The organism is Mycolicibacterium phocaicum, from assembly GCF_010731115.1.
GTDB lineage: Bacteria > Actinomycetota > Actinomycetes > Mycobacteriales > Mycobacteriaceae > Mycobacterium > Mycobacterium phocaicum.
Genome location: NZ_AP022616.1, coordinates 2,833,333 through 2,853,126 on the forward strand (window position 1 = coordinate 2,833,333; position 19,794 = coordinate 2,853,126).

Annotated in this window: 18 protein-coding genes; 9 read left to right on the plus strand and 9 right to left on the minus strand. The window is 67.8% G+C overall.

Annotated elements, in window-relative coordinates:
* The first annotated feature begins 1 nt into the window (after position 1).
* Positions 2-577 carry an aminoacyl-tRNA hydrolase gene (gene pth / locus G6N46_RS13665; protein WP_061010663.1) on the plus strand — a complete coding sequence of 192 codons (576 nt, stop codon included), beginning with the start codon at positions 2-4 and terminating at the stop codon, positions 575-577.
* A 76-nt stretch (positions 578-653) separates the two neighbouring features.
* Here pth and G6N46_RS13670 read toward each other — a convergent pair whose 3' ends face one another.
* Together G6N46_RS13670 and G6N46_RS13675 are read right to left on the minus strand one after the other, a co-directional pair.
* On the minus strand, positions 654-917 hold the full coding sequence (locus G6N46_RS13670; protein ID WP_138248077.1) for a hypothetical protein: 264 nt from the start codon (positions 915-917) through the stop codon (positions 654-656).
* Between the two features lie 247 nt (positions 918-1,164).
* Entirely contained in the window at positions 1,165-1,587 is a 423-nt protein-coding gene (locus tag G6N46_RS13675; RefSeq protein ID WP_234880545.1) for a hypothetical protein, read from the minus strand.
* A gap of 409 nt (positions 1,588-1,996) precedes the next feature.
* Between G6N46_RS13675 and G6N46_RS13680 the strand changes: the two genes are divergently transcribed.
* The gene (locus G6N46_RS13680; RefSeq protein ID WP_138248076.1) at positions 1,997-3,208 is read left to right on the plus strand and encodes an IS110 family RNA-guided transposase; all 1,212 of its coding nucleotides are present in this window, start codon (positions 1,997-1,999) and stop codon (positions 3,206-3,208) included.
* Positions 3,209-3,229: 21 nt separating this feature from the next.
* Here G6N46_RS13680 and G6N46_RS13685 read toward each other — a convergent pair whose 3' ends face one another.
* From G6N46_RS13685 to G6N46_RS13705, 5 genes are all read right to left on the minus strand, one after another.
* On the minus strand, positions 3,230-4,867 hold the full coding sequence (locus G6N46_RS13685) for a fatty acyl-AMP ligase (RefSeq protein WP_060999263.1): 1,638 nt from the start codon (positions 4,865-4,867) through the stop codon (positions 3,230-3,232).
* Positions 4,868-5,149: 282 nt separating this feature from the next.
* Positions 5,150-6,118 (minus strand): 4-(cytidine 5'-diphospho)-2-C-methyl-D-erythritol kinase, encoded by a 969-nt coding sequence (locus G6N46_RS13690; RefSeq protein WP_060999265.1) that lies wholly within the window; start codon positions 6,116-6,118, stop codon positions 5,150-5,152.
* A 66-nt stretch (positions 6,119-6,184) separates the two neighbouring features.
* Complete coding sequence (gene rsmA, locus G6N46_RS13695) at positions 6,185-7,105, minus strand: 16S rRNA (adenine(1518)-N(6)/adenine(1519)-N(6))-dimethyltransferase RsmA (protein ID WP_060999267.1); 921 nt, start codon at positions 7,103-7,105, stop codon at positions 6,185-6,187.
* Positions 7,102-8,229: a resuscitation-promoting factor gene (locus G6N46_RS13700; RefSeq protein ID WP_060999293.1), complete on the minus strand. Its 1,128-nt coding sequence runs from the start codon at positions 8,227-8,229 to the stop codon at positions 7,102-7,104. The genes rsmA and G6N46_RS13700 overlap by 4 nt, the downstream gene beginning before the upstream one ends.
* Positions 8,230-8,357: 128 nt before the next feature.
* Positions 8,358-9,191 (minus strand): TatD family hydrolase, encoded by an 834-nt coding sequence (locus G6N46_RS13705; RefSeq protein ID WP_060999270.1) that lies wholly within the window; start codon positions 9,189-9,191, stop codon positions 8,358-8,360.
* A gap of 25 nt (positions 9,192-9,216) precedes the next feature.
* Here G6N46_RS13705 and metG point away from each other — a divergent pair, with 25 nt between their 5' ends.
* The 5 genes from metG to G6N46_RS13730 all read left to right on the plus strand — a co-directional run bounded on the left by metG (position 9,217) and on the right by G6N46_RS13730 (position 15,686).
* Positions 9,217-10,782 carry a methionine--tRNA ligase gene (metG, locus tag G6N46_RS13710; RefSeq protein WP_061010660.1) on the plus strand — a complete coding sequence of 522 codons (1,566 nt, stop codon included), beginning with the start codon at positions 9,217-9,219 and terminating at the stop codon, positions 10,780-10,782.
* Positions 10,783-10,791: 9 nt separating this feature from the next.
* Complete coding sequence (gene gdhA, locus G6N46_RS13715) at positions 10,792-12,147, plus strand: NADP-specific glutamate dehydrogenase (RefSeq protein ID WP_060999274.1); 1,356 nt, start codon at positions 10,792-10,794, stop codon at positions 12,145-12,147.
* A gap of 89 nt (positions 12,148-12,236) precedes the next feature.
* Positions 12,237-13,406: an NAD(P)/FAD-dependent oxidoreductase gene (locus G6N46_RS13720; RefSeq protein ID WP_138248075.1), complete on the plus strand. Its 1,170-nt coding sequence runs from the start codon at positions 12,237-12,239 to the stop codon at positions 13,404-13,406.
* Positions 13,403-14,314, plus strand: a complete 912-nt coding sequence (locus G6N46_RS13725; protein ID WP_064859496.1) for an RNA polymerase sigma-70 factor — start codon at positions 13,403-13,405, stop codon at positions 14,312-14,314. The genes G6N46_RS13720 and G6N46_RS13725 overlap by 4 nt, the downstream gene beginning before the upstream one ends.
* 139 nt (positions 14,315-14,453) lie before the next feature.
* Complete coding sequence (locus G6N46_RS13730) at positions 14,454-15,686, plus strand: aminodeoxychorismate synthase component I (RefSeq protein ID WP_064859497.1); 1,233 nt, start codon at positions 14,454-14,456, stop codon at positions 15,684-15,686.
* Between the two features lie 313 nt (positions 15,687-15,999).
* Here the strand turns inward: G6N46_RS13730 and rsmI are convergent, their stop codons facing one another.
* A complete protein-coding gene (gene rsmI / locus G6N46_RS13735; RefSeq protein WP_138248074.1) occupies positions 16,000-16,854 on the minus strand; it encodes a 16S rRNA (cytidine(1402)-2'-O)-methyltransferase in 855 nt (284 codons plus the stop codon).
* A gap of 24 nt (positions 16,855-16,878) precedes the next feature.
* Here rsmI and G6N46_RS13740 point away from each other — a divergent pair, with 24 nt between their 5' ends.
* Both G6N46_RS13740 and G6N46_RS13745 read left to right on the plus strand, forming a co-directional pair.
* On the plus strand, positions 16,879-18,417 hold the full coding sequence (locus tag G6N46_RS13740) for a dolichyl-phosphate-mannose--protein mannosyltransferase (RefSeq protein ID WP_133427940.1): 1,539 nt from the start codon (positions 16,879-16,881) through the stop codon (positions 18,415-18,417).
* A 101-nt stretch (positions 18,418-18,518) separates the two neighbouring features.
* Positions 18,519-19,130, plus strand: a complete 612-nt coding sequence (locus G6N46_RS13745; protein ID WP_060999285.1) for an alpha-ketoglutarate-dependent dioxygenase AlkB family protein — start codon at positions 18,519-18,521, stop codon at positions 19,128-19,130.
* Here G6N46_RS13745 and G6N46_RS13750 read toward each other — a convergent pair whose 3' ends face one another.
* Positions 19,131-19,790 (minus strand): DUF5642 family protein, encoded by a 660-nt coding sequence (locus tag G6N46_RS13750; RefSeq protein ID WP_138248073.1) that lies wholly within the window; start codon positions 19,788-19,790, stop codon positions 19,131-19,133.
* Between the last annotated feature and the right edge of the window lie 4 nt (positions 19,791-19,794).

A 19,794-nucleotide genomic window follows, 5' to 3' on the forward strand; every position in this document is an offset into this window, starting at 1 on the left:
TTTGGCCGAGCCACTGCTGGTGGTCGGCCTGGGCAATCCTGGGCCGCGCTACGAAACAACGCGGCACAACGTTGGATTTCTGGTTGCCGACATCCTGGCCGAGCGCATCGGCTCAGGATTCAAGGTGCACAAGAAGTCCGGAGCTGAGGTCACCACGGGCCGGCTGGGAGGCCGGTCCGTGGTGCTCGCCAAGCCGCGCACCTACATGAACGAATCCGGTAGGCACGTCGGGCCTTTGGCGAAGTTCTACTCGGTCGCACCGGCTGATGTCGTGGTGCTCCACGACGAGCTGGACATCGACTTCGGTCGTATCCGGCTCAAGTTCGGTGGCGGCGAAGGCGGCCACAATGGCCTGCGTTCGATCGCTTCTGCCTTGGGTACCAAGGACTTTCAGCGGGTCCGCATCGGCGTCGGCCGCCCGCCAGGACGGCAGGACCCAGCCGCGTTCGTGCTGGAGAATTTCAACTCGAAGGAACGGCCCGAGTTGGGCACCATCCTCGAACAAGCCGCCGACGCCACGGAGCTGCTGCTGCAGCACGGCGTCGAGGCGGCGCAGAACACCGTCCACGCCTGGTAGCCATTCTCGGCGTGAAGCCGCGAAAGCCCCCAAATTCCACCGAATTTGGGGGCTTTCGCGATTTTCGTGCGGAAGACTAACCGCAGATGTGTTGCCGGTCAACGGCATCGGTGTAGCAGTTACGCCGGCCCTGCGCGCCCACGCGCGAGCTCTGGGTGGTGTCCTGAGTACGGACGCCCGGGGTCGCCTTGATCGCCACGCTGCCGTTGGTCTCACAGGTGGAGGTCGCGCCGGAGTCCTGACAGGTCGGGCGGGCACCTGCAACGGGCGCCATGATGCCGCTGACCGAGGCCAGGCCCACCAGCAGAGCTGCCATCGTGCGCTTGCCTTGATGAGTCATGTCACCTTCTCATTTCCGGGGAAGGCCTGCTGTCTCTCAGCCCGCCTGCTGTCCCCGCATGTTAGTTCGACTATATGTTTCGGCCATGTGACCGTGCCATGAACTCATGGCAAACTCACATGTCCGCGAGCAGCCGAAATGCGATGACCTGGCGATCTCAGAAAAGCCGGTGAGCAACGTCACCGAACAGCCGAGGAACTTTCCCATGCAACGGAATTCGCGACAACCGCTGCGTGGGTGGCTCAGCTCACGGGCAGGACGAGGCCAGTGTGGGCGAGTCCACGGCAAGCGGGGTGTTGTTGGCCGCTGCCCGGTTGATCGCGTCGCGGCGGGCGTCCTCGAGTGTCGGCCCGGCGCCGCCGGCGACGACACCGCTCGTGGGGGCGTGCACGTTGACGATGCACAACCGGTCGTTGGTGACCTCATCGCTCGTGCACTGGTCGGCACCGGCCCGGTTGCAGGCCGCGATCACCGCCACCGAGGCCGCGTGCACGTCAGGACCGGTCGCGGTGAAGCCGACGATGCTGCCGCCCCGGACGCCGGAACCGACCGCGGCGGCAATGTTGTTCGGCTTCCCGAGCACGCCCGCTGAACCGTCAGCGCACGCCGGTACCGCAGCGATGGCGCTCGCGCCGAGCACCGCCGCCAGGGCAGCCACCACACGCCTCATGAATACGCCGGTTCCTCTCGTCCGTAATTGGCGAGATTACCCGGGGTTCACAGCTTTCGCTCAGCGAAGCAAGCAAGGCCACCCGCGTGAAAAACGTAAAAACCCCTGACTTCCAAGGAAGTCAAGGGTTTTCACATCTTCGCGGACCTAATGGGTGGTGATCGGCGAGCCTAGAACGGATAGTGATTCGTCGGGGAGACGCTGATCTCCGAGCCGCTGGTCGGTGAGCACTCCGTGCGCCTGGAACGATGGTCGATTTCTAGGGTTAGATCGTGCCCCGACCGGTTTGGTGAGGTCATCTATAGCGCTCATGGGATGTCGTGCCGCTCGAGCACTGATCCATTAGGTCGCCGCCGGTGTCCTTCGGCTCGAACGGTTTCATCCGCAGCGAGCTGAAGGAGGCGATGAGATGCTCTTCGTCGGAGACGACTGGGCAGAAGACCACCACGACCTGTACCTGATGAACGAGGCCGGTAAGAAGCTGGCGGCACAACGGTTTCCCGAAGGGCTAGCCGGTATGCGGCTGCTGCATGACTTGATCGCCACCCACGCTCAGGAGCCGGCTCAGGTGATCATCGGCATCGAGACCGACCGCGGTCTGTGGGTCGATGCGCTGACCGGCGCCGGCTATCAGGTGTATGCGGTCAATCCGTTGGCGGTGGCCCGCTACCGGGAGCGCCACGCGGTCTCAGGTGCCAAATCCGATGCAGCCGACGCCAAACTGTTGGCCGATCTGGTGCGTACAGATCGGCACAACCACCGACTGATTGCCGGTGACACTCCCGATGCCGAGGCGATCAAGGTGCTGGCACGGGCGCATCAGAATCTGATCTGGACCCGCAACCGGCACACCAACGCCCTGCGCTCGGCGCTACGGGAGTACTACCCCGCGGCGTTAGCGGCCTTCGCTGATCTTGCCGATCGCGACGCGCTAGCGCTCCTGGGACGCGCGGCCGATCCACGACAGGCGGCCAGCTTGAGCCTGGCGAAGATCCGGTCGGCACTCAAAGCGGCTGGCCGCCAACGCAATATCGACACCCGAGCAATCGAGATTCAAGCCGCGCTACGGTCTGAACAGCTCGCCGCACCCGCTGCGGTCACGGCTGCGTTTGCCGCGACCACGCGGGCCACAGTGGGCATCATTGTCGAACTGAACCGTCAGATCGACGACCTCGAAACAGAACTGACCGCGCATTTTGAGACGCACCCGGACGCCGACATCTACCGCTCCCTGCCAGGACTTGGTGTCATCCTCGGCGCCCGGGTGCTCGGTGAGTTCGGGGACGACCCGAACCGCTACACCACCGCCAAGTGTCGCAAAAACTACGCCGGAACCTCGCCATTGACCATCGCATCAGGCCGCAAACGCGCAGTCCTGGCCCGCCACATCCGCAACCGACGGCTCTATGACGCAGTCGACCAATGGGCCTTCTGCGCGCTGACCCGCAGTCCCGGCGCCCGACTGTTCTACGACCAACGCCGCGCAGCCGGTGACCTCCATCACCAAGCCCTACGCGCCCTGGGCAACCGGCTCGTCGGCATCCTGCACGGCTGTCTTAACCACCGCTCCCACTACGACGAACACAGAGCCTGGGCTCACCGCCAACCCGCCGCAGCTTGACAAGCTACGCACCTGGGATGTCTAACCGGTGACGAGTTCCACCGAGTTGGCGCGACGGAGCTTGCCGGACGGGGTCTTGGGGATGGTGCCGGGGCCCAGCACGACGACGTTGCGCGGCCGCACGTCGACCTCGGTCACGACCTCGTGCGCCACCTGGTGCTCGATCCGGCGCACTTCCACCGGGTCCTGCCAGGCGTTGGATTCGACTGCGACAGCGAACGTCTCGCGCGAATGACCGGCGTCGAGGCGCACCGCCACGGCGCAGCCCGGGCGCACGCCCTCGACACGGCCCGCGGCCCGCTCGATGTCGGTCGGGTAGATATTGCGGCCCGCCATGATGATGACGTCCTTCACGCGGCCACACACCACGACGTTCTGCTCCTCGGTGATGTACCCGAGGTCACCGGTGTCGTACCAACCGTTCTCGTCCTGCGTCGGCAGGAAGCCGGCCATGGTGATGTAGCCGGGGGTCACCGATTCGCCGCGCAGCTGGATGACGCCGACACCGCGCTCGGGCAGGACGTTGCCGTCCTCGTCGACGACGCGGGCCTCGAGGTCGCGCAGCAGCGGGCCCAGCGAGGCCAGGCGACGCGTGTTGCCCTTCGAGGCGGGCACGGCACGCCGCAGCGCGGCCAACAGATCGGCGTCGACCTCGTCGACGACCAGGCCGGCGTTGCACGGCGAGAACGACACGGCAAGGCAGGTCTCGGCCATACCGTAGGCGGGCAGGATGGCCGAGGCCTTCAGCCCGAACGGCTTACCGGCGTCGATCAGGTCTTCGACGTCCGCGGGGTCGACGGGCTCGGCGCCGGACAGCGCGAACCGCAGGGTGGAGAGGTCGTATTCGCCCGGCTTGGCCTGGCGGCGCAGCCGCTTGGCGAACAGCGCGTAGGCGAAGTTCGGGGCCGCCGTCATGGTGCCCTTGTACTTGTCGATGAGCTTGGCCCACAGCAGGGTGTCGCGCAGGAAGTCCATCGGCGTGACCTTGACCAGCTCGGCGCCGAAGTACATCGGGATGGTGAGGAAGCCGACCATGCCCATGTCGTGGAAGCACGGCAACCAACTGACCATGACGTCCTTGTCGACGTCGTACTCGGCGCCGATGAACATGGCCTCGGCGTTGGAGTAGATGTTGCGGTGCGTGATCTGCACGGCCTTGGGCGATCCGGTCGAACCCGAGGTCAGCTGCATCAACGCGAGGTCGTCCTCGCCGGTCTCGACGGGGTCGATGGGCTCGGCGGCGAGCAGGTCGCCGACCTTGAGGACCTGCAGGCCCTTCTCCTCCAGCACGGGGATGGCGACCAGGAACGGCTCGGAGACGACGACGGCCTTGGCCTCGATCATGCCGATGACGTTCATGGTGTCTTCGGCCCAGACGGCCAGGTCGGTACGGGGCGTCGGCTGGTGCAGCATGGTGAGGCTGCCGCCGCGCATCCAGATGCCCTGCACGGTCGGGGCGATCTCGACCGGGAAACCGGCCAGCACACCGATCTTGTCGCCGGGGCCGATGCCCGCGGCCGCCAAGCCGCCGGCGACGCGGCGCGCCCGCTCGTGGACCTCACCCCAGGTGTGGCGCACTGGCTCGTGCGGCTCACCGGTGACCATGCCCCGCTGCGATGTACGAGCGTTGTAGTACATCTTGTCGGTAAATCGGCTCACGACAACCTCCTGAGGTCAGGCGCCACTGCCCGTCGTTCCATAGTCCGTCCGGTGCCAGGCGCACATGTAGAGGCGCGCACGCACAATTCGGCCGCGGTTATATCTCGAATCGATGGCTGCACTGCCATGACTCCGGCGCTGCGCATCCGCTCACCGACACCGCCGGTGAGAGAAACCATTGCGTTCCACGCCTGGCCGCTGGCATACACCATCGATCATCTTAAGAGACTCTTAAGTAGCTAACAAACTGTTGGCCGAATTGAGTGCTGGGTCACACCCGGATCAGCCCTGCTTGCTGGGCGCCGGCACCACCCTGGCGCCGTGCACCGGGCCGCTGGCCACACGTACCGTCCGGCACACCCCGGCGCCGGAAAGCTGGGTACCGACCTCGACGGCGCCGTCGGCGGAAGCACACAGGAACGCGCACGTCGGCCCGGAACCGGACACTATGCCCGCCAGGGCGCCCGCCTCGACGCCCGCGCGCAACGTGCGCCGCAGTCCGGTGTCCAGGCTGACGGCCGCGGCCTGCAGATCGTTGCCCAGCAGCGGCGCCAGCTCACGCGGATCACCGGAGGCCAACGCGGTCAGCAACGGCTCGGGATCGTCCAGCGCCGGCGGGCCGCCCGCGCGGGCGTCTTCCCGCAGGTTGTCCAGCTCGGCAAAAACTTTCGGCGTGGACAGCCCGCCCTCGGCAAATGCCAGCACCCAGTGGAAGGTGCTCCGCGCCAACACCGTGGCCAGCTGCTCGCCGCGGCCGGTGCCCAGCGCGGTGCCGCCGTGCAGCGCGAACGGCACGTCGCTGCCGAGCCGCGCGGCCAGCGCATGCAGGTCCCGCCGCGGCACGCCCAGCTCCCAGAGATTGTTCATCGCGACCAGCACGGCGGCCGCGTCGGCACTACCGCCGGCCATGCCGCCGGCCACCGGAATGGACTTGTCGATCGAGATCGCGACGTCAGGCGCGCGGCCAACATGCTCGGCCATCAGTTCCGCGGCCCGCCAGGCGAGGTTGCGGTGGTCGGTCGGCAGGCCCTCGGCACCGGCGCCGAACATCTCCACCGACAGCAGGTCGGCGTTGCGGACGGTCACCTCGTCGAACAGCGAGACGGCGTGGAACACCGTGGTGAGCTCGTGATAGCCGTCATCGCGGCAGTCCCCGACACCGAGGTACAGATTCACCTTGCCCGGCACGCGGACGGTCACCGAGCCGGTGGGCACCCACTCAGAAGCAGTGTTTCCATCCGACGTAGACACGCCACGACAGTAACGCCCGCGGCGAAGGCCACAACACCAAGTGCTGAAAAGGCCCGCCCGCCAGCCCTAGTGGGTGGCGTCGACCTGCTGCTCAGGTTCCGGAGTGGCGGCGCGCTGCTCGCGATCCAGCTCACCCGAACGCTGCAGCAGTCGCACGAAGTCGGCGATCGCCAGGGTCTCGCCCCGACGTGCCGGATCGATGCTGGCGGCCAGCAGGCGCTCGGCCGAGGCATTGCCCGAGCCCGCCCACTCGGCGAACGCGTTGCGCGACGTCTTGCGCCGCTGCGCGAACGCGATGTCGATCAGGTCGAACACCTGAGTGCGGAAGCTGTCGTCGGTCGGCCACGGCGACGTCTCGTGCCGGTCGATCCGGACCAGGCCCGAGTAGACCCGCGGGATCGGCCAGAACACCGTCGGCGAGACCATGCCGTAGCGCCGCACGTTGCCGAAGAACCGCACCTTGGCACTGGGCACCCCGTAGTCCTTGGTGCCCGGGTCAGCGGCGAGCCGCTCGGCGACCTCGGCCTGGACCATCACCATGACGGTACGGATGGTCGGGAATTCCGAGAGCAGGTGCAGGATGGCCGGCACCGCGACGTTGTACGGCAGGTTGGCGACCAGCGCGGTCGGCTGCTCGTCCAGGTCGGACGGCATCAGGTCGAGCACGTCGCGGTTCAGCACGGTCAACCGGCCGATCTCGCTGTGGGAGTGCTCGGCGACCGTGGTCGGCAGCTGGCGGGCCAGCACGGGGTCGATCTCGACGGCCGTCACCTTCGCGCCGCGGTCCAACAGCGCCAGTGTCAGCGAGCCCAGACCCGGGCCGACCTCCAACACGTGGGACTGCCGGTTCACCCCGGAGGCCGACACGATGCGGCGCACCGTGTTGGCGTCATGCACGAAGTTCTGTCCGAATGCCTTACGCGGCCGGAAATCAAGCTCTTTTGCCAGATGCCGGATTTCGGTTCGACCGAGTAGCCGGATCGTCATCGTGCCCCAATTCTCCCGCTACACACTGGCCAGGCACCCCAACCTTGGCGGGCTCGCGTCACTTCAGCAATCGCGATCTGCTCTTCACGTGTCGCAAGATCAGCTCTCGCAGCATAACGCAGACCACCCTGCCGCTCCCAGGTGTTCTGATCAAATTGGACTCCGCCGTAAAAACCGTTGCCGGTATTGATGGCCCAGTTGCCGGTGGACTCGCAACGCGCCAGCGCATCCCAGGCGGCGCCTTGCGTCACCGGCGGCACCTCGGTGCCGGGCTTGGCGCCGATGCGCAGGACGCCGTCGCGCGCCGGGGTCAGCACCTGATTGGAGACCGGCAGGCGGCCGGTTTCGACACCGTTGACCGTGGCCACAGCGAACGTGACGTTCTGCGTGCCGGGCTGGCCCGGATCGTCGACCACCTTGCGGCTCATGTTCAGCGCCGGGTCAGGCACGGTGTTCATGGTCGGGGGCAGCGGCGATTCCGTGGTCACCTGCTGCAGCCGAATGCGGGTCACGTCGATCGTCATGCCCTCGGTCACCGGCGTGGCCGCCGCGGGGACGACGGTGTCGCGCTGCTCCAGTGGCACGCCTGCGGTGGCCAGCAGCCCGGCGACGTTCGCCGCGGCCAGGTGCACCTGACGCGGCACGCCGCCGTCGACGATGGTCACGTTGCGGGCGCTGACCACGGGCAACGACATGCCGGCCAGCGGCACGCGGGTGGCGCGGTCTGCCGCGACGGGCGCGGTGTCGGTCATGGAGAGCTGCTTGAGGGCGTCCTGCACGGTGGCCGCGGTGGTCCACACCTGACGCGTGCCCTGGCCGTCCAGCGAAATCTCGAGCGGGCGGCTGCGGCGCAGCACGATGTTCTCGGCGTCGTGTACGTCCTGGTCGGCCGCGGGGAACAGGTCGTCGCGCTCGCCGACCGAGAAGCCGTTCTCGGTCAGGACATCGCCGATGCGGGTCTTCATGGTCTGCACCGTCATGGGTGCGCCGTCGATGGTGAGGGTGACGGTCTTGTGGTTCGCGACGGCGAACCCTCCGGCGACGGTCAGCGTGGCGAGGAAGGCCCCGGTCACGCCACGCAGCATCGGCGAGCGCGCATCATGCAGTTTGTTCAGAACGTTCAAGGCGTCAATCCCGTGTCTTTCGGGCCCGAGGTGGCCCCGAGCAGCGGCCGCGGTGACCGCATAAAAGCCACCTCGACCGGGTTGATCACAGAACGGTAACGAACGTCCCCGGGAGGCGGCAACTTGGACTAATGATACAGTCCATAGCTTTTCGAAGCGTTTTCCGAGGTCACCGCGGCAATTTCGGCCGCTGAAGAATCTCGGATCTCGGCCAGCGCACGGACCGTGTACGGCAGGCAGTACGACTCGTTCGGCGCCCCGCGGAACGGGTGCGGCGTCAGGAACGGCGCATCGGTCTCGACGAGCAGCAGCTCCGCCGGGATGATCGCGGCCGCCTCCCGCAGCGCATGCGCGTTACGGAAGCTGACGGTGCCGGACAGGCTCATGAGCCAGCCGTGGTCGGCGCAGGTCCGCGCCATCGCGGCGTCCGACGAGAAGCAGTGGAAGATCACCGTCTCCGGAGCGCCCTCGGACCTGAGCATGTCGAGGACCTCGGCGTCGCCGTCCCGGTTGTGGATCATCAGCGGCTTGCCGACGCGTTTGGCCAGGTCGATGTGCCAGGCGAAGGCCTCGCGCTGCGTCGCTTCGTCGGCGCACCCGTCGAGCTTGCCGGGCCAGTACATGTCGATGCCGGTCTCCCCCACCGCGACCACGCGCGGGTCGGTCGCCAGCCTCTCCAGGGTGCGTTTGGCCTCGTCATCGAGGGCGTTGGCACGCGTGGGGTGCAGCGCGACGGCGGCGTAGACCCGCGGGTCGGCGTGCGCCGCGCCCACGGCCCACTCGGCGGCCTCGAGATCGTCGGCGATGGTCACGACCTTCTCGACGCCGACGGCTTCGGCCCGGTCCAGGATCACGCGGATGCTCTCGGCATCGGTCGCGCCACACGCATCCAGGTGGGTGTGGGCGTCGATCAGGCCGGGCAGTGGTTCCGGGGCGGGCGGCTTCTCTCGTTTGGCGCTCACAGCGACACCCTAAAGTGAGACCCAAATGAGTGAGCCTTTCTACATCACCACCGCCATCGCGTACCCGAACGGCGCACCGCACATCGGGCACGCCTACGAGTACATCGCCACCGACGCGATCGCCCGGTTCAAGCGGCTCGACGGCTACGACGTCCGCTACCTGACCGGCACCGACGTGCACGGCCAGAAGATGGCCGAGGCCGCGGCGACCGAGGGCATCACCGCGGCGGAGCTGGCCAAGCGCAACTCCGACGTGTTCCAGGCGCTGCAGGAGAAGCTCAACATCTCGTTCGACCGGTTCATCCGGACCTCCGACGCCGACCACTACGAGGCGTCCAAGGAAATCTGGCGGCGCATGAACGAGGCCGGGGACATCTACCTCGGCACGTACGCCGGCTGGTACTCGATCCGCGACGAGCGCTTCTTCGCCGAGGACGAGACCGAGGTGCGCGGCTCAGGCGATACGGCCGGCCGGTTCGCCATCGAGACGGGCACCCCCGTCACGTGGACCGAGGAGCAGACTTACTTCTTCAAGCTGTCGGCGTACACCGACCGGCTGCTGGCGCACTACGAAGCGCACCCCGAGTTCATCGGGCCGGACGTGCGGCGCAACGAGATCGTCAGCTTCGTCTCGGGCGGGCTGAAGGATCTGTCGATCTCGCGGACCACGTTCGACTGGGGCGTCCCGGTGCCCGATCACCCCGAGCACGTCATGTACGTGTGGGTGGACGCGTTGACCAATTACCTGACGGGCGTGGGTTTTCCGGACACCGCCGCCGAGGCGTTCGAGAAGTACTGGCCGGCGAACCTGCACATGATCGGCAAGGACATCATCCGGTTCCACAGCGTGTACTGGCCGGCGTTCCTGATGTCGGCCGGAATCGCCCTTCCGGAGCGAGTTTTCGCGCACGGCTTCATCAACGTCAAGGGCGAGAAGATGAGCAAGTCGGTGGGCAACGTGGTGGACCCCATCGCGCTGATCGATGCCTTCGGCCTGGATCAGGTGCGCTACTTCTTCCTGCGGGAGGTGTCCTTCGGCCAGGACGGCAGCTACAGCGAGGAAGCCATCATCGGCCGCATCAACGCCGACCTGGCCAACGAACTGGGCAACCTGGCGCAGCGCTCGCTGTCGATGGTGAACAAGAACCTCGGCGGAATCGTCCCGGAGCCAGGCGAATTCACCGCTGCCGACCTGGAGCTGCTGAAGCAGGCCGACGCGCTCCTCGAGCAGGTGCGGGCGCACTACGACGTGCCGGCCATGCATCTGGCACTGGAGGCGATCTGGCTGATGCTGGGTGCCGCCAACCGCTATTTCTCGGCCGAGGAACCGTGGGTGCTGCGCAAGTCTCCCGCTGAGTCGGACCAGACCCGCTTCGGCACGGTGCTGTACACGACGCTGGAGGCGGTCCGGATCGCCGCGCTGCTGGTGCAGCCGGTGATGCCGGAGTCCGGGGGGAAGCTGCTCGATCTGCTCGGGCAGGACGCCTCGGCACGGGATTTCCGTGCCCTGGGCACCAGGCTGGCACCGGGCACGGTGCTACCGACACCCGAAGGCGTATTTCCCCGCTATCAAGCGGAGACCAAGGAGTAGCGAAAAGATATGGCGCAGGACGGCTTACACGAGCGGCTGCACGACGTCTACGAGGAAGTCACCCGCCGCAACGCCGGCGAGATCGAATTCCACCAGGCCGTCTACGAGGTTCTGACGAGTCTGGGCCCGGTCGTCGACAAGCACCCGGAGTACTCCGACACCGCCATCATCCGACGGTTGTTCGAGCCGGAACGGCAGATCATCTTCCGGGTGCCGTGGATCGACGACGCGGGTGCCGAGCAGATCAACCGGGGCTTCCGCGTCGAGTTCAACTCCGCGCTGGGCCCGTTCAAGGGTGGCCTGCGGTTCCACCCGTCGGTGTACCTGGGCATCGTGAAATTCCTTGGCTTCGAACAGATCTTCAAGAACTCGCTGACCGGTCTGCCCATCGGCGGCGGCAAGGGCGGGTCGGACTTCGACCCCAAGGGCCGCTCCAAGAACGAGGTGATGCGGTTCTGCCAGTCGTTCATGACCGAGCTGTACCGGCACATCGGTGAGTACACCGACGTCCCCGCCGGCGACATCGGCGTCGGCGGCCGCGAGATCGGCTACCTGTTCGGCCAGTACAAGCGCATCACCAACCGCTACGAGTCCGGCGTCCTGACCGGCAAGGGCCTGACGTGGGGTGGCTCGCAGGTCCGCACCGAGGCCACGGGCTACGGCACGGTGTTCTTCGTCGACGAAATCCTGCGCAGCTCCGGGCAATCGTTCGACGGCAAGCAGGTGGTGGTGTCCGGATCCGGCAACGTCGCGATCTACGCCATCGAGAAGGTGCACGCGCTCGGTGGCACCGTCATCGGCTGTTCGGATTCCGGCGGGTACATCGTGGACGAGAAGGGCGTCGACCTCGAGCTGCTGAAGGAGCTCAAGGAAGTGCGCCGCGGCCGGATCTCCGAGTACGCCGACATGCGCGGCGGCGGAGCGCGATTCGTCGAGAACGACTCGATCTGGCAGTTGCCGTGCGACATCGCGCTGCCCTGCGCCACGCAGAACGAGCTGGACGGCGACGATGCGAAGGCGCTGATCGAGTCCGGCTGTCAGGTCGTCGCCGAGGGCGCCAACATGCCGTGCACGCCGGAGGCGGTGAAGCTGTTCGCCGACGCCAAGGTCGCGTTCGCGCCCGGCAAGGCAGCCAACGCCGGCGGCGTCGCCACCAGCGCGCTGGAGATGCAGCAGAACGCGTCGCGTGACTCGTGGACGTTCGAGGAGACCGAGCAGCGGCTGGCCGAGATCATGGGCCGCATCCACGACCGCTGCCTGAGTACCGCCGACGAGTACGGCCAGCCGGGCAACTACATGGCCGGCGCCAATATCGCCGGGTTCATCCGGGTCGCCGACGCGATGTCGGCCCTCGGAGTCGTCTGACGCTTTAATGTGAGCCGCGTCACACAGTGTCACGTTTTCGGCGCCGCCGGTGTCTTGAGGGCATAACCAACCCCGAAGGAGATGCAGTGATGACCGGAAACCAGAAGCCCAACCGCGTCGTCGTCATCGGTGGCGGATACGCCGGCGCGCTGGCGGCCAATCACGTCCTCATGCGCGACGACGTGGCCGTCACCCTGGTGAACCCGCGGCCCAAGTTCGTCGAGCGCATCCGTCTGCACCAGCACGCGGCCGGAAACTACAACGCCACCGTCGGCTACGACACGCTGCTCGCTGACGATGTGCGCCTGGTGGTCGACACCGCGACCCGCATCGACGCCGCCGCCCGCACCGTCGAGCTGGCGTCTGGCGACACGCTCAACTACGACTACCTGATCTACGCGGTCGGCAGCACCGGGACGGTACCGGCGTCAGTACCGGGCGCCGCCGAATTCGCCTATCCCCTGGCCGAATTCGAGCAGGCCGAGCGGCTGGCAGCGCGACTGCAGGACGTGCCGCTGTCCGCGCCGTTGGTGGTCATCGGCGCCGGCCTGACGGGCATCGAGGCGGCTTCCGAATTCGCCGAGGCCGGCCGCAACGTCGTATTGGTCGGCAATAAGCTAGCGCCGGCGATGAGCGCCCCGGCCCGCCGCTCGGTGGCCAAGGCCCTCACCAAGCTGGGCGTGACGGTGATCGAGGGCGACGTCAGCGACGTCAGCGCGCACCGGGTGACCCTCGCCGACGGGCGCTTCATCAGCAGCGCCGTGACGGTGTGGACCGCGGGCTTCGGCACCCCGGACCTTGCGGCCGCCAGCGGACTGCGCACCGACGAACTGGGCCGCCTGCTCACCGACGAAACCCTCACCAGCATCGACGATCCGCGCATCGTGGCCACCGGTGACGCCGCCGCGCCGTCGGGTCAGCCGCTGCGCATGAGCTGCCAGGCGTCGAGCCCCCTCACGGTGACGGCCGTGGGGACCGTGCTGAGCCGGATCGCCGGCACCGAGCCCGAGCCACTCGACCCGGTGTTCGCCGGATCGTGCGTCAGCCTCGGTCGGCACACAGCGACCATCCAGATCGCCCGGAAGGACGACTCCGCCACGAACTACTACATCGGTGGTCGGGTCGGCGCGAAGCTGAAGGAAGCCATCTGCAAGGGCACGCTGTGGGGCATCCGCCGGACCGCCCGCAAGCCCAGCGCGGTGTTCGTGATGAAGGGCGGCAAGCGCGCCGAACAGCTGGCGGAGACCGTCAGCGCATGACCGGCTCAGCCAGTGCCGCAGGGGGTGAACACGCCGAGCGGTTCACCCACCTGCGGCCCCTCCTCTTCACCATCGCCTACGAAATCCTGGGCTCGGCAACGGAATCCGACGACGTCCTGCAGGACAGCTACCTGCGGTGGGCCGAGGTCGACCTCGACACGGTGCGGGACACCAAGTCGTACCTGGCGCAGTTGGTCACCCGGCAGGCGCTGAACACCTTGCGGGCCGGCGCGCGGCGCCGCGAAGAGTACGTCGGCCCGTGGTTGCCCGAGCCGCTGCTGCTGGACGAGCGCGACGCCTCATCGGATGTGGTTCTCGCCGAATCGGTTTCGATGGCGATGCTCGTGGTTCTCGAAACGCTGACCCCCGACGAGCGGGCCGTGTTCGTCCTGCGTGAGGTCTTCGGCTTCGACTACGACGAAATCGCCGGCGCCGTCGGCAAATCCGCCGCCGCGGTCCGGCAGGTGGCGCACCGGGCGCGCGAACACGTGCAGGCCCGGCGCAAGCGGTTCACGCCCGACACCGCGAAGTCGGCGGAGGTGACAGCCCAGTTTCTGACGGCAGCGGCGACCGGTGACCTGGACGGCCTGATGACGCTCCTGGCTCCGAACGTCACGTGGACCGCGGACAGCGACGGCAAGGTCAGCGCCGCCCGCAGGCCGGTGTTCGGCCCGGACAAGGTCGCGCGACTGCTGCTGGGGCTCATGCGTGGTGTGTCGGAATTCCCCGAGGCGCGCGCCGACCTGGCGACGTACAACAACGCCCCGGCGCTGGTGCTGTACCTCGGCGAGAAGCTCGAGGGCGTCATCCTGATCGAGGTCGAGGACGGCAAGATCAGCCACTTCTACGCCATGCGCAACCCCGACAAGCTCGGTGGGGTGCTGGTCGAGCGGTCAATTCAGCGCTGAACCGAACCCGTGAACTGGGGGGCGCCTCCCCTCGCGAGCTGGGGGCACCTCCCGCTTGCGGGGGAACGCAAAACTGTCCATTCCCGCAGAGAGTCGACAGTTTTGCGTCTGCTCGCGGTCATAGGCGAAGCTGTGGGGCGTGCGAGTCGAGCGGTTGGCCGACCTGGGCGACGCCCCGGGGGTCTTGAAGGCTGTCGCCGACGCCGCCGCCCGCCGCGGCCTGCCACCACCGGCCGCGCTGCTCGGTGACTGGTTCGGCGCGACGGCCGTCATCGCACCGAGCGTCGCCATCGAACCGGTGCGTGCCACCGAAGTCTTCGACGCGCCAACAGGTTCCGGCGAAGCGATCGGCGGTGGCTGGTTCGGCTACCTGTCGTACCCGGACGGCGGTAACCGGATCCCGGCGGCCGCGGGCGGCTGGTCGGACTCGGTACTGCGGCGGGACGCCGCTGGGCACTGGTGGTACGAAAGCCTTTCCGGGGCAACGCTTCCCGACTGGCTGGCCGACCTGGAACCGGCGGCGCCCGCGCCGTACGCCATCGACTGGCGTGCGCCCGACCGCGCCAGCCACCGCGCCGGCGTGCTGTCCTGCCTGGATGCGATCGCCGCGGGCGAGGTCTATCAGGCCTGCGTCTGTACCCGCTTCACCGGGCGATTATCCGGTGCACCTATCGACTTCTTCGTCGACGCGGTGACGCGGACCGCGCCCGCCCGGGCCGCTTTCGTCGCAGGTACGTGGGGCGCCGTGGCGTCGCTGTCCCCAGAGCTCTTCCTGAGCCGCCGCGGCGGAGTCGTCACCTCCAGCCCCATCAAAGGCACTCTCCCCCTTGACCGTTCGCCGTCGGAGCTGGCGTCGTCGGTCAAGGACGTCGCCGAGAACATCATGATCGTCGACCTCGTCCGCAACGATCTGAGCCGCGTCGCGACGACCGGTTCGGTCCGGGTACCGCAACTGCTGACAGTCGAACCCGCACCGGGCGTCTGGCATCTCGTGTCGACCGTGGCCGCGCAGGTTCCGGTCGAGACCCCGATGGCCGCAGTGCTGGACGCCACCTTCCCGCCCGCCTCGGTGACCGGGACACCGAAGTGCCGCGCCCGCGAACTCCTCGCCGAGTGGGAGCCCTACGACCGCGGAATCTATTGCGGGACGGTCGGTTTGGCGTCGCCGCTGGCCGGCACCGAACTGAACGTCGCGATCCGGACTGTGGAATTCGACGCCGACGGCGCCGCGGTCCTGGGCGTGGGCGGCGGCATCACCGCAGACTCCGACCCGGACCGCGAATGGGAGGAGTGCCTCCACAAGGCCGCCGCCATAGTTCGCGAGCAGTCCCCCGCGAGAGCGGATCGCACCCCGCACGAAAACCCTATCTAGCTTGAATCAGGGCTCTCCTGATAGGCACTTCAGTCGGGTGCGTGTCGACGGTGCGTCCAGATCGCCGAATCCGCGGCGGAGACGCTCTGGCCGCACGTTCGAGTGCGTGCAGATGCTGGGCACTTGACAAGCAAATCCCTTGTGGGCGTTGACCGTACGCTCACGCAGGCGAAGTTCAAGTAGCGAGAAGCATGGGCGCACAATCAACCCGGCGCCAACATTGATTCCGCGGCTACGGCGCAAAAGACCGAGTGCGCGAGACCATGAGCGCAGGATCAAGAGGCAAGGCAGCCCGAGCTCCTGTCGATTCCCCCTACTCGCGGGACTTGAGGACGGCGTCGTACAGCTCGCGCCGGGACGGCGCGCCGGGGTTGTCGGCGATCACCTGGGCGCAGGCGTCTTTGACGCGGGCGCCGTCGTCGACCAGGTCCTGAACCAGCGCGACCAGCGCGTCGATGTCCGCCACCGGCGTCGCTCCCGCCAGCACCACGGTGATCTCGCCGAGTACGCCGTCGGCGGCCCACTCGGCCAATTCCGCGAGGGTGCCCCGCCGAATCTCCTCGTGTGTCTTGGTCAGCTCACGGCACACGACCGCGCGCCGGTCCGGCCCGAGCGCCGTCACTGCCTCGGCCAAGGTCTCGGCCAGCCGGCGCGGTGACTCGAAGAACACACACGTCCGCCGCTCGGTCGCGAACCCGGCCAGCCACGCCGCCCGGCCCTTGCGCGGCGCGAAGCCTTCGAAGCAGAACCGGTCCGACGCCAGCCCCGACACCGCCAGCGCCGTCGTCACCGCCGACGGGCCCGGCAGACACGACACCGGCAGCCCGGCCTCGGCGCAGGCGGCCACCAGTCGGTACCCGGGATCGCTGATCAGCGGCATGCCGGCGTCGCTGACCACCAGCACGGTCTCGCCCGCGGCGATCGATTCGACGAGCCCCGCGACCCGGGAGGCCTCGTTCTGGTCGAAGAAACTGACGACGCGCCCGACGGGACGGACATCCAGCGACGCAGCCAGCGCCCGCACCCGTCGGGTGTCCTCGGCGGCGATCACATCGGCGGTGCCGAGCGCCTCGATGAGGCGGGCCGAAGCGTCGCCGGGCTGGCCCAATGGAGTGGCCGCGAGCAGCAGTCGACCAGCGTCCGCGGGCGCACCAGATACTGATGTCACACGGGACAGCCTAAGCTCGCTGACGTGACCGCCCCCGCTCTCGACGCCTCCGACGCCGAGCGCGAGGTCCCCGTGATCAGTCCGGCGCCACTGACGCCTGCCGCCGATTTCGGCCCGACCGACCGGCTGCGCGGCTGGACCATGACCGCGGTGATCACCGCGCTGGCCGTCATCACCCGGTTCCTGAACCTGGGCTCCCCGACCGACGCCGGCACCCCGATCTTCGACGAGAAGCACTACGCGCCGCAGGCCTGGCAGGTGCTGCACAACAACGGCGTCGAGGACAACCCCGGCTACGGCTTGGTGGTACACCCGCCGGTCGCCAAACAGCTGATGGCCATCGGCGAATGGATCTTCGGCTACAACGGCGTCGGCTGGCGCTTCTCCGGCGCGGTGTGCGGCGTCATCCTGGTGCTGCTGGTGGCGCGGATCGCGCGGCGCATGACGCGCTCGACGCTGCTGGGCGGTATCGCCGGGCTGCTGATCATCGCCGACGGTGTCAGCTTCGTCTCCGCCCGCACCGCGCTGCTCGACGTCTACCAGGCCGTGTTCATCGTGGCGGCGTTCGGCGCGCTCATCGTGGACCGCGACCAGGTGCGCGCTCGGATGCACGTCGCGATGACCGAAGGCCGGATCAACGAGACGGTGTGGGGCCCCCGGCTCGGCGTCCGGTGGTGGCGGTTCGGTGCCGGCGTCCTGCTGGGGCTCGCGCTGGCGGTGAAGTGGTCGGGCCTCTATTACATGGTGTTCTTCGGCCTGCTGACCGTCGCGTTCGACGTCGCGGCCCGGCGCGCGTATCGCGTACAGCGGCCCTGGCTGGGCACACTGCGCCGCGATGTCGCCCCGGGGGTGTGGGCGCTGACGTTGATCCCGGTAGGGGTGTACCTGGCGTCGTACGCGCCGTGGTTCGCGTCGGAGACCGCGATCGACCGGCACATGGAGGGCCGGAACATCGGCGACGGGCCGTTCGCGACGCTGCGCTCGCTCTGGTACTACACGCACGACGTCTACCGCTTCCACTCCGGGCTGACCAACGCCGCGGGCAATCACCACCCCTGGGAATCCAAGCCGTGGACGTGGCCGATGTCGCTGCGTCCGGTGCTGTACGCCATCGACAACAACAATGTGCCGGGCTGCGGCGCACAGTCGTGCGTCAAGGCCGTCATGCTGGCCGGCACGCCGGCCATGTGGTTCATCGCGGTGCCGGTGCTGGCCTGGGCGGTGTGGCGGACGTTCGTCAAACGCGACTGGCGGTACGCCGCCGCGCTGACCGGCTACGCCGCGGGATACCTGCCGTGGTTCGCCGACATCGACCGGCAGATGTACTTCTTCTACGCGACGCCCATGGCGCCGTTCCTGATCATCCTGATCACGCTGATCCTCGGCGACATCCTGTATCCGAGATCGACGGAACCGGAACGACGAACACTAGGGCTGCTGGTCGTGTGCTTCTACGTGGCGCTGGTGATCACGAACTTCGCGTGGATGTACCCGATCCTGACCGGACTGCCGATCTCGCCGGCCACCTGGAACCTGGAGATCGTGCTCCCGTCCTGGCGTTGACCCTGCGTCCAGGGCGCAAGAGTGCGAGTGGCGAACGCCGCCACCGCGGAGTCAACGGAAGGCTTCCGACACATCGAACGCCTGTGCGATAAGATCGCGGGGTGTCCTTGGCGGTTCAGGGTTCGCTGTTCGACCATGCCGAACGGCGCTGGCTCGGTGACGGCGCCTGGGTCGACGTCCGCGCCGGCTGGCTGACGGGCGCCGACACGCTTTTCGACGAGCTGCTGACCGCCATTCCCTGGCGTGCCGAGCAGCGCCAGATGTACGACAAGGTGCTCGATGTGCCGCGTCTCGTCAGCTTCCACGACCTCGCGCAGGACCGGGCGCCGCATCCCGGGCTGGCGCGGCTGCGGGTCCGGCTCAACGACGCCTACGCCCACGAGCTCGGCGAGCCGTTCACCACCGTCGGCCTGTGCCTGTACCGGGACGGCAACGACAGCGTCGCCTGGCACGGCGACACCATCGGGCGCAGCAGCACCGAGGACACCATGGTCGCGGTGCTGAGCCTCGGAGCGACAAGGGTTTTCGCGCTGCGTCCCCGCACCACGGGCGCCGACGGCAGGCGCACCAGCGTCCGGCTGCCGCAGGGCCACGGCGACCTGCTCGTCATGGGCGGCTCCTGCCAGCGCACCTGGGAGCATGCGGTGCCCAAGACCGCCCGCCCCACAGGGCCGCGGATCAGTATCCAGTTCCGGCCGCGCAACGTGCGCTGACTACTGGCCCCGCACCGCGGTGACCGACTTGGTCAGCAGCTCCGTCGCCTTCTGCGTGTTCACCGGCACGACTGGCTTGTCCGGCACGACGAGCGAGTTGGCCGTCACGATCACCAGGAATCTGCCGAAACCGCCGACGTAGTTGTACAGCTGACCGGCAGCCGGCTTGCCCGCCGCCACCGTCTCGAGAATGCGGTGGGTGCCCAGCGTCTTCACCCCATCGATGGGCGGGGCGGGCACCTCTTCGACCAGGCCCCGCACCCCGGCGCCGGAGAAGGCGACCTTCTTGCAGCCGTCGCCCGGATCAGCAGGCGCGATCGGCTCGGACGTCTCCACCGCCAGGATGACGAACCGGTTGCCCTGCCCTTCCGCGGTGACGGCGGTCATGTTGCCCTTGGCACCTGGGGAGACGGCCATGCCGGACGCGAACTTCGCGCAGTCCGGCGGCTCGAATTTCAGGCCCGGCGGCAGTGTCTGCGGGGCGAACGCGCGCGGGTCGATGCCCGTCGGCGCGACGGTCTTGACCTGGTAATCCGGCCCGAAAGTGCCCTTCAGATCAAGGATTTTGGTGATGTCGGGGTCGGCGATCACCACCTGGGAGTGGGACGTGCATGCCGCCACCAGACCGGCGGAGACCACCGCGAGCACCGTTCTGCGCATTGTG

Excerpts from the sequence above, each read along its gene's own strand:
- G6N46_RS13670 (WP_138248077.1), bottom strand. The coding sequence starts at position 917 with ATGACTCATCAAGGCAAGCGCACGATGGCAGCTCTGCTGGTGGGCCTG.
- G6N46_RS13675 (WP_234880545.1), bottom strand. The coding sequence starts at position 1,587 with ATGAGGCGTGTGGTGGCTGCCCTGGCGGCGGTGCTCGGCGCGAGCGCC.
- G6N46_RS13680 (WP_138248076.1), top strand. The coding sequence starts at position 1,997 with ATGCTCTTCGTCGGAGACGACTGGGCAGAAGACCACCACGACCTGTAC.
- rsmA (WP_060999267.1), bottom strand. The coding sequence starts at position 7,105 with ATGACGATCCGGCTACTCGGTCGAACCGAAATCCGGCATCTGGCAAAA.
- metG (WP_061010660.1), top strand. The coding sequence starts at position 9,217 with ATGAGTGAGCCTTTCTACATCACCACCGCCATCGCGTACCCGAACGGC.
- gdhA (WP_060999274.1), top strand. The coding sequence starts at position 10,792 with ATGGCGCAGGACGGCTTACACGAGCGGCTGCACGACGTCTACGAGGAA.
- G6N46_RS13720 (WP_138248075.1), top strand. The coding sequence starts at position 12,237 with ATGACCGGAAACCAGAAGCCCAACCGCGTCGTCGTCATCGGTGGCGGA.
- G6N46_RS13725 (WP_064859496.1), top strand. The coding sequence starts at position 13,403 with ATGACCGGCTCAGCCAGTGCCGCAGGGGGTGAACACGCCGAGCGGTTC.
- G6N46_RS13750 (WP_138248073.1), bottom strand. The coding sequence starts at position 19,790 with ATGCGCAGAACGGTGCTCGCGGTGGTCTCCGCCGGTCTGGTGGCGGCA.